Here is an 8,243-nt window from a genome sequence, read left to right as displayed (position 1 = left end):
CTTTCAGCCGTAAGGTTATTAACCTTATCAGGGATGCAAACGTATTCATCTCCTATGGCAAACGGTTTCACCCACTTCATTTAATAATATACTTCAGGAATAATATATTATTATGCGTCACTCCATATTTCTGATGAACCTGATTTTTTGAGGGTGGTTGCGAATTTGGGGTCTTTGACATTTTTTTCGGACAAGCCATAAAAAACACATCCCATACTACACCGAAACGTATTTTTTAACTCGATGGATAAACGCGGTATAGATATTTTTGCGTATCTTTGCAGCGCACGGAGCATGAAGTGTTTCCAAGGGAGGAACATCTTGCCTGCTCATACAACAAACCAATTATCAAATTAAGTAAATGAAAAAGATTTTTATTGCAGCAGTAGCTTTCTGCATGCTGCTTAGCGGATGCGGAGGCTTAGGAAACCTTGCCGGTGGTGCTGCCACAGGCACTCAGACATCAACAAACACAACATCATCCAACAGCACATTGGGCGCATTGGGAAACATCCTGTCAAGCGTAATCGGACTGGACAAGATTACTCAGGAGTCTCTCATAGGCACATGGAAATATAACGGCCCTGGATGTGCCTTCACTTCTGAGAACATGCTGGCCAAGGCTGGGGGCGAGATTGCGGCAAGCAAGATAGAGGAAAAGCTGTCAGCACAATACAGCAAGCTCGGACTGTCGGAATCGAACACATACATACAGTTCAAGGAGGACGGCACGTTTGCTGCAAGCATCAAGGGCAAAGCATGGAATGGCAGCTACACCTTCGACGAGACGCAAAGCCAGATTCAGCTCAAGGGACTGCTGCTGAACATGACGGGATACGTGAAGAAAGAGACAAGCGGCATATCCGTACTCTTCGAGTCGAAGAAGCTGCTGTCACTCGTTCAGACTCTCTCGTCACTCTCTGGCAGCTCTCAGCTGAGCACCTTAGGAGAGATAAGCAAGAACTATGACGGAGTACGCATTGGCTTCGACTTGAAGAAATAATATAGCAAAATGAGAATCTTAGTCATCAATCCAGGCTCGACTTCTACGAAGATGGCTGTCTATGAGGACGACAAGCCCGTCATGCTGAGGTCGGTCACCCACACTGCTGAGGAAATAGCCAGCTTCAAGGACATTACAGACCAGGAACCCATGAGGCGAAAGCTGGTCATCGACGAGCTAAGGCGAATGGACATCCCCATGGCCTTCGATGCCGTTATCGGAAGGGGCGGACTGGCAAAGCCTGTGGCTGGTGGCGTATATGAGATCAACCAGCAGATGCTTGACGATGTCAGGCATGCCGGACACAAGCACGCCTGCGACTTGGGATGCATCATAGCATACTCCATAGCGCAGGACATTCCTGGATGCAAAAGCTTCATCGCCGACCCTGGAGTCGTCGACGAGCTATCGCCTCTGGCGCGCATAAGCGGGTCGCCGCTTATGCCAAGGATATGCATATGGCACGCACTCAACCAACGGGCTATAGCCAAGAAGTTCGCAAGCCAGATAGGAAAGAGATATGAGGAACTAAACCTCATAGTATGTCATCTGGGAGGCGGCATCAGCATAGCGGCTCATGAGCATGGCAAAGCCATTGACGCTAACAACGCACTGGATGGCGAGGGACCATTCTCACCGGAAAGGGCAGGCTCGCTGCCTGCGGCAGACCTGATAAAGCTGTGCTTCAGCGGTAAGTACACCGAGCAACAGCTGTTGAGGCGTATCGCAGGAAAGGCGGGGCTGACGGCACATCTGGGTACCAACGACATGAAGGAGATAGAGAAACGCATTGCCAACGGTGACAAGCACGCCGAGCTGATTGTTGACGCGATGATATATCATGTGGCTAAAAACATCGCTGCCGAGAGCGCCGTGCTATGCGGCAACGTCGATGCCATACTGCTTACGGGAGGAATGGCACGCTCGGAATATGTCACCACAAGAATACGCAAGCGCATCGACTTCCTGGCTCCCACTTACTGCTACCCTGGAGAAGACGAGATGGCGGCCCTGGCCATGAACGCCCTGGCCGTAATGAGGGGGAAATGTGAGGCTAAGGTATATGAATGATATACCATACAGTATTCACACAAGGTGGGGCTAATTATTCCCACCGTAACTAAAAAAACGTCTGTCCAATATCCGTAAGGCTTTTGCCAGAGGTTATTGGACAGACGTTTTTACAGACGGTATCAGAAACCGTAACCCCAACTAATTGATTACTTGCTAATAATCAGTCATTAACTTTAGAGGACTTGCGGTTGCGCAAGGCTTCACGACGCTCGTTCAAAATTCTTGAGCAACGGCTGTTGATGTCGCTGTCGACCAACATATTGGTCATGATAAGTTCCTTTTCCATAAACAATCTTTTTACTTAGTGACGGTGCAAAGTTAACATTTCATGACGAATAAGATAGATTTCTGGTTGGGTTTTCGGCTCTTTTCTACGTCTTTCTTGACACAAATCAAACAAAAAGGCCTTTTTTGCTTGTCTATATGGGAAAACGGCAGTATCTTTGCATAAATACTGTTTCAAAAATCTCACTATCCAACATCAATGAGAAAACTATTATTGTTCGCTTATATCTGCGCAGCTGCCATCGGCGTGACAACGGGATGCAGGTTTGCCCATGAGGAACCGCTTGGTGATACCGTTGCGGCAAGCGTATTCGCACCCAAGGACACGGCAGCCATTAACAAGAAGAAGAAAGCAAAGGTTGCCGCTATCGTCAAGGACAGCGCAGACGTGTTCTACATAGGTAGCGGTAGCGACAGACAGACTCTTCAGCTGCTGAGCTATCCGTCAAGACGCGACACTTTCAGCTATGGCAAGACCGCACACATCAAGGTGGAAGGAAGTGCCGACACGGGAAGAGTGGTGAAAGTGGCTTTCTACGTGCTGCCATCGGGAGACTCACTAGTGAGCAAGGTAATGGAGAAAAAAGATTAGAAAAGAGGATAGCGACAAAGAGTCCTCCTCCATTCACAGAAAAAGCTGGGTGCATGCGGACAAATGGCAAAATACAGCTGTCTCCTCTCCTACGCATAGCGTTAGCCCTCATCCTCGGCATATGGATTGCTGACATTACCGCTATGCCATCTTACTCGTGGGCAACAATAGCGGCAGTATTTATTCTTGCTGTCTTTCTCACACGCAGCCATCCGGTTGCGCAAAGCACACTCCTTATGGCCACCATGACGGGCATTGGCGGGCTATTGCTGTCTGCATACAACAACAAACATGATAGCAGCCTGCCCATACACAGGCTGGAATATAAGGCCGTGGTAAGCAGCAGACCCTTCGTAAAGGGGAAAACACTGAGATGTGACCTAACGGTAACAGAGATTGGAAACACTCTGCTGGAACGACCCCTGAATATCAGGGCGAGCATAATGACGGACTCTTCTGATACAAGATGGAGAAACCTGAAAATGGGAGCAGGAATAGAAGCCGTATCGAAACTGAAAGAGCCTACCAACTTCTCAAAGGAATTCAACTACGTGAGATGGATGCGTTGCCATGGCTACAACGGGCAGACCTTCATAACCAAAGACCAATGGACTGCAGCCAACGTGCGCACGGAGAATATGGGAAGGAAACAGAAGATTGCCCTGACCATACAAATGGCGGCAGACAAGTTCAGAACCGAGCACATGGGACAGAGGAGATGGGAAGACAGAGATGCCAAGAGAGCGATAATAAACGCTATGACCATAGGCGACAAGTCTGCCTTGGACACCAGGATGAAGGAGGAGTTTTCCATTTCGGGAGCATCTCACATCCTCGCTCTGTCAGGACTGCACCTCAGCATAATATTCGGACTGCTGACAATGGCTGTGGGATGTCGCCTACGCCGTAATACTATCGTGATGACCCTGGTGCTTACCCTTATCTGGGCTTATGTACTGATGGTTGGCATGCCAGTAAGTATCATCCGGGCTGCCACCATGCTGACAATCTACTCCATAGCGGCAATTGCCAACCGAAACAAGATGTCACTCAACGCACTTGCCCTAACAGTAATCATAATCCTCGCTGCAAACCCGCTTGCCTTATGGGACGTGGGCTTTCAACTGTCGGTAATGGCTGTGGCTGCAATCATGGTCTTCAACAGGCACTTCCTAAACCTATACCATCCACGCACCAAGGTTGGCACATGGTTATGGAGCCTGGTTACAGTATCGCTGTCTGCACAGATTGGTACAGCCCCACTGGTGGCCTTGTATTTCGGACGGTTCTCGTGCTACTTTCTTATAGTCAACATCATCGTCATACCTTTGACCATGCTTATCATCTATGGCACCCTGCTGTCGTGGATTGTGGCAACCGTCGTAACACCATCAGCCATAACAATAGCAGTTACCTGGCTTGCAGGAGTAATGTACAGTTCGATTAAGTGGATTGCAGGGCTGCCATTGGCCTCGATTGAGAATATAGAGATTGAGGAATGGCACGTTTTGGCATTCTACTCCATAATTGTTATGATTGCCTTCGCAATAAAAAGAGAAAGGAATACACTATGAGTCAATAACGGCACCAGACATCACGACCTCAGTTCTATACGGAAAGTCGTGCCCTTGCCAACCTCTGACGACTTGACGAATATGTGCCCATGATGGTATTCCTCTACTATACGCTTGGCAAGCGACAGTCCCAGTCCCCATCCACGTTTCTTTGTTGTGAAACCTGGACGGAATACGTTTCTAATATCTTTCTTTCGGATGCCTTTTCCTGTATCGCTAATCTCGACGGCCACAATCTCGTTGGTAACACTAACCTTTATACTTATGCTGCCATTCTCTCCTCCCATCGCATCTACAGCATTCTTGCAAAGATTTTCTATCACCCACTCGAACAGCGAGCCATTTAGCAGCACAACAACATCGTGGTCGGGAAAATCCCTGTTGATGACAACACGGCTGGATGTACGGCGGTCCATATATTCAATAACATGATTCAATACAGCCTTCAAGTCGGTAGGAACGGGCTCTGGCAGCGAGCCTATCTTGGAAAAGCGGTCGGCAATAAGCTGCAATCTCTTTACATCCTTATCCATCTCGGGGATCAGCCCATCATCAGGATAATTCTCCTTGAGTATCTCTATCCATGCCATCAAACTCGATATGGGTGTACCAAGCTGATGGGCAGTCTCCTTTGACAGCCCCACCCATACCTTGTTCTGCTCCGCGCGCTTCGATGTGAGCAATGCAAATATGGCCACAACGACAAAGATGAGTACTATGCCCAGCTGAACATAAGGATAGGCAGCAAGGCGTTTCAGCAACAGCGAATCATCATAACAGACATCGATAAAGTCGGCTGTCTGACTGTCATCAAGATATATTCTTATGGTACGGTTTGCCTGACGAAGACGCTGGGCAAGTCCCGATACTTCCGATATGCTATCTGCCTGGGTGTTGGCCTTCAGAGGAATATTCCTGAACACCTGCACGGCTCCATTACGGTCGACAACTATGACAGGAATGGTGTTGTTCTCATTTATAACCTTCAACACAAGATTGAGGTCGGTATTCTCATCAGCTACATTCAATGTGCGCATAGCCTCTGCCCATACCTCCATCTTGTTGCGTTCCTCTGTCTCAAGGTCGTGGGTGAGAACATGCGAGAAATAAAGGGATGCCACGGCTATGGCTATAGCCGCGACAACCAATATTATCTTTACCTGTCGTATTCTGTCTGTCCACTGCATGTTAGAATAACGTTTGCCGAGGTGAAGTTATTGCATGCAGGCATCAATCATTTTTCTTTCTGCCTCACATACTCATTCCCATAACAGCCTCTCCTGGAGTGGTGTCAGCCTCACGGGGGAAATATACAGGCATTGATTTCTGCAATGGCAATATGCGCAGCTCCAGCTCGGTACAGCCTGATGGCATACGCCACAAACCATATAGGAATGGGCGGCCATTGTAGAAATTGTCGGCTACAAGCTTGCCATTGACATAGAGACGGGCAACGTCACCTCTATAGTCTATGCGCAACAGGCGACGGGAACTGGCTGCATCCGGGGCAATGCTTATGCGGTAAACAGCTGCTTTGGCGAAATCATCATCTGACGGCTCTTCCGCTACTTTCTGCGCACCAAGTGTAATGACTCTCTGATCAGCAGATGCCTCACGCACCTTTGTATACGCTACTTCCTGACAGGCTTCATCTGGCTTCACATCCAGAAACAGCCTCCCGGCATCACCAGACGTTAGAAGATAAATATTTCCTATTACAGGACGCGACAGTCCACGTGGCTTCACATTACGCAACGTCCTGCCATCCTTAAGCACTATCTCGGTGGGGATACCCGGTATCTGCTCCATGTAGACCTTACCGTCACGCTGGGCTATAATCTGAGCTGTAGCATAGCGAATGCCGGAAATATTTACTGGGAATATACACATGGCATTTGCAGGGATGGTAATCGGGCGGCGTGGGAATGTCATGCCACAAAGCTCAAACCTTACATTCTTCTTCGCACTAAGGTTCTGAAGACGCTCGTAATTGTTTACGAAGACAAAACCACTGTCACCCAACGAGCGATAACTCCAGCGAAGATGCCCGTCTTCGCCCTTGGCAATGTCCTGAGGACACGGGAAGGTTGCATCCATAGGAGCAAGCGTCTCTGCATAGTCGTGCATGAAAAGATGGAGCTTGCGCAACATATAATAATGTGGCAACGTCTGGCCAAACTCTCCCAAAGGAGCCTGGAAGTCATAGTTCTTCACAGGCATATCGTTATAATTGGTTGCTATGGTTCGCTGGTTCTCATGTAGGTATGTCATCCCTTCAGGATTTGTGCCGCCATGATACATATAATATCCCAACAGATTGCTGCCACTTCCCAACTTCACAAGTGCCATCGAATAGGCATCCTCCGGATAGACATATGGCCTGCGATGATAGGCAGTCATCATGCCACCACCCAACTCACAAGTGAAATAGGGATATGACTCATCACCTTTATTCACAGTCTCTTTCTGCTGGCCAAGTTGCTCGGTTGCAATGGCAGTGGAGCTTCTGAACGCCTTGAAATTGAATGCCTTGTAGTAGTTTCCTGATGTCTCCTTGAGACTTCTCTCCCAGAAACCATCCGCATAATCGCCATAAAGGGGCAGCATCTCGCCAAAAGGCACTGGTGTGGCAAGCTCTGGCCAGCCGGTTCGTGTATAGAAAGGTAAATCAAAACCAATATTCTCTGCTATGCGCTTAAGAGACATGAGATAGCTGCCCTTGCCACGATACTCATTATCAAATTGACAGGCCATTATTGGACCTCCGTCTTTCCATTGCAACCCCTGTATCTGGCTATAAACCTGACGATAAAGGCTCTCCACGAGCGCAAGGAAACCAGGTTGCTCTGAGCGTACTTTCACACCCTTGGAGAACACCCAGTCTGGAATACCGCCATTGCGAGCCTCTCCATGGCAGAAAGGACCGATGCGAAGCACTACGGGAAGATTCTCTGCACGACAAATCTCTATGAAACGACGTAAGTTTCTCTGACCGCTCCAGTCAAATATCCCCTCTCGCTCTTCTATGTGATTCCAAAAAACATATGTGGCAATAACTGTTACCCCACCTTCTTTCATCTTACGAACCTCATGCTGCCATTCGTCAGAAGGAATACGCGAGTAATGGATTTCACCCATTACAGGCACCACACGTCTACCGTCAATAATTAGACTTTGATTATCCCATGTCACATCAGCTATGTGCCGGTTATCGGAATATAGATGCTGGAAAGAGAACAAGAAACAACAAAGGACGAATAAGCAAAATTTAATTCTCATAAATGAAATTGTTTTAATCAAATAGTTATAGATAGATTATCGGTTGCAAAGATATAAAGAGATAATGAGAAAAAACAAGGAATTAATCATAAAAAGAATGGATTATTATATTAAAGTCCGTTAAGGTGTAATACGTAACTTTGTACATAAGGTAGTGCCTGAACAGTAATCAGACAAATACAACTGCTTGCAACATAAAGTATAATTAAAAACCATAAGAGAAAAGAAGGAAAGTAGATGATGCACTTATTCTCTTAAAGTCTATGGTTTAATTATGTGCGGACATTTATTATTCCATTGTCCGATGCAATAAAAAACGGGCTCCGAAGACATTCGTCCTCGGAGCCCTGATAAAAGAAGGCGGCTACCTACTCTCCCGCATTGCATTGCAGTACCATCGGCGATGGCGGGCTTAACTTCTCTGTTCGGAATGGGA

The 8,243-nt window shown here is 47.5% G+C and carries 7 protein-coding genes and 1 rRNA gene; 4 read left to right on the top strand and 4 right to left on the bottom strand.

What is annotated here, in order from left to right:
- Positions 1-361 precede the first annotated feature (361 nt).
- Positions 362-1,003 (top strand): DUF4923 family protein, encoded by a 642-nt coding sequence (locus CIL02_RS02050; protein ID WP_094398819.1) that lies wholly within the window; start codon positions 362-364, stop codon positions 1,001-1,003.
- A gap of 9 nt (positions 1,004-1,012) precedes the next feature.
- Positions 1,013-2,074 (top strand): butyrate kinase, encoded by a 1,062-nt coding sequence (buk, locus tag CIL02_RS02045; RefSeq protein ID WP_094398818.1) that lies wholly within the window; start codon positions 1,013-1,015, stop codon positions 2,072-2,074.
- 163 nt (positions 2,075-2,237) lie between these two features.
- On the opposite strand, the gene CIL02_RS16835 is transcribed toward buk, so the two are convergent.
- Complete coding sequence (locus tag CIL02_RS16835) at positions 2,238-2,363, bottom strand: hypothetical protein (RefSeq protein ID WP_256387542.1); 126 nt, start codon at positions 2,361-2,363, stop codon at positions 2,238-2,240.
- A gap of 198 nt (positions 2,364-2,561) precedes the next feature.
- Here CIL02_RS16835 and CIL02_RS02040 point away from each other — a divergent pair, with 198 nt between their 5' ends.
- Complete coding sequence (locus CIL02_RS02040; RefSeq protein ID WP_094398817.1) at positions 2,562-2,954, top strand: hypothetical protein; 393 nt, start codon at positions 2,562-2,564, stop codon at positions 2,952-2,954.
- A gap of 53 nt (positions 2,955-3,007) precedes the next feature.
- Positions 3,008-4,528, top strand: coding sequence for a ComEC/Rec2 family competence protein (locus CIL02_RS02035; RefSeq protein WP_094398816.1), 1,521 nt, complete (start codon positions 3,008-3,010; stop codon positions 4,526-4,528).
- A gap of 20 nt (positions 4,529-4,548) precedes the next feature.
- On the opposite strand, the gene CIL02_RS02030 is transcribed toward CIL02_RS02035, so the two are convergent.
- The 3 genes from CIL02_RS02030 to rrf all read right to left on the bottom strand — a co-directional run.
- A complete protein-coding gene (locus tag CIL02_RS02030) occupies positions 4,549-5,715 on the bottom strand; it encodes a PAS domain-containing sensor histidine kinase (RefSeq protein ID WP_094398815.1) in 1,167 nt (388 codons plus the stop codon).
- 64 nt (positions 5,716-5,779) lie between these two features.
- Positions 5,780-7,807, bottom strand: a complete 2,028-nt coding sequence (locus CIL02_RS02025; RefSeq protein ID WP_094398814.1) for a beta-galactosidase — start codon at positions 7,805-7,807, stop codon at positions 5,780-5,782.
- Positions 7,808-8,162: 355 nt separating this feature from the next.
- A 5S ribosomal RNA gene (rrf, locus tag CIL02_RS02020) occupies positions 8,163-8,243 on the bottom strand; the annotation flags it as partial.

It is taken from the genome of Prevotella sp. P3-122, from assembly GCF_002251365.1.
In the GTDB taxonomy this organism is placed as follows: domain Bacteria; phylum Bacteroidota; class Bacteroidia; order Bacteroidales; family Bacteroidaceae; genus Prevotella.
The sequence above is the reverse complement of the archived record's forward strand: the minus strand, read 5'-3'. Positions and strand labels throughout refer to the sequence as shown.

Bases quoted from the DNA above. Each gene is read 5' to 3' on its own strand.
- CIL02_RS02040 (WP_094398817.1), top strand. From the start codon at position 2,562: ATGAGAAAACTATTATTGTTCGCTTATATCTGCGCAGCTGCCATCGGC.
- CIL02_RS02035 (WP_094398816.1), top strand. From the start codon at position 3,008: ATGCGGACAAATGGCAAAATACAGCTGTCTCCTCTCCTACGCATAGCG.
- CIL02_RS02025 (WP_094398814.1), bottom strand. From the start codon at position 7,807: ATGAGAATTAAATTTTGCTTATTCGTCCTTTGTTGTTTCTTGTTCTCT.
- buk (WP_094398818.1), top strand. From the start codon at position 1,013: ATGAGAATCTTAGTCATCAATCCAGGCTCGACTTCTACGAAGATGGCT.
- CIL02_RS02050 (WP_094398819.1), top strand. From the start codon at position 362: ATGAAAAAGATTTTTATTGCAGCAGTAGCTTTCTGCATGCTGCTTAGC.
- CIL02_RS02030 (WP_094398815.1), bottom strand. From the start codon at position 5,715: ATGCAGTGGACAGACAGAATACGACAGGTAAAGATAATATTGGTTGTC.
- CIL02_RS16835 (WP_256387542.1), bottom strand. From the start codon at position 2,363: ATGGAAAAGGAACTTATCATGACCAATATGTTGGTCGACAGCGACATC.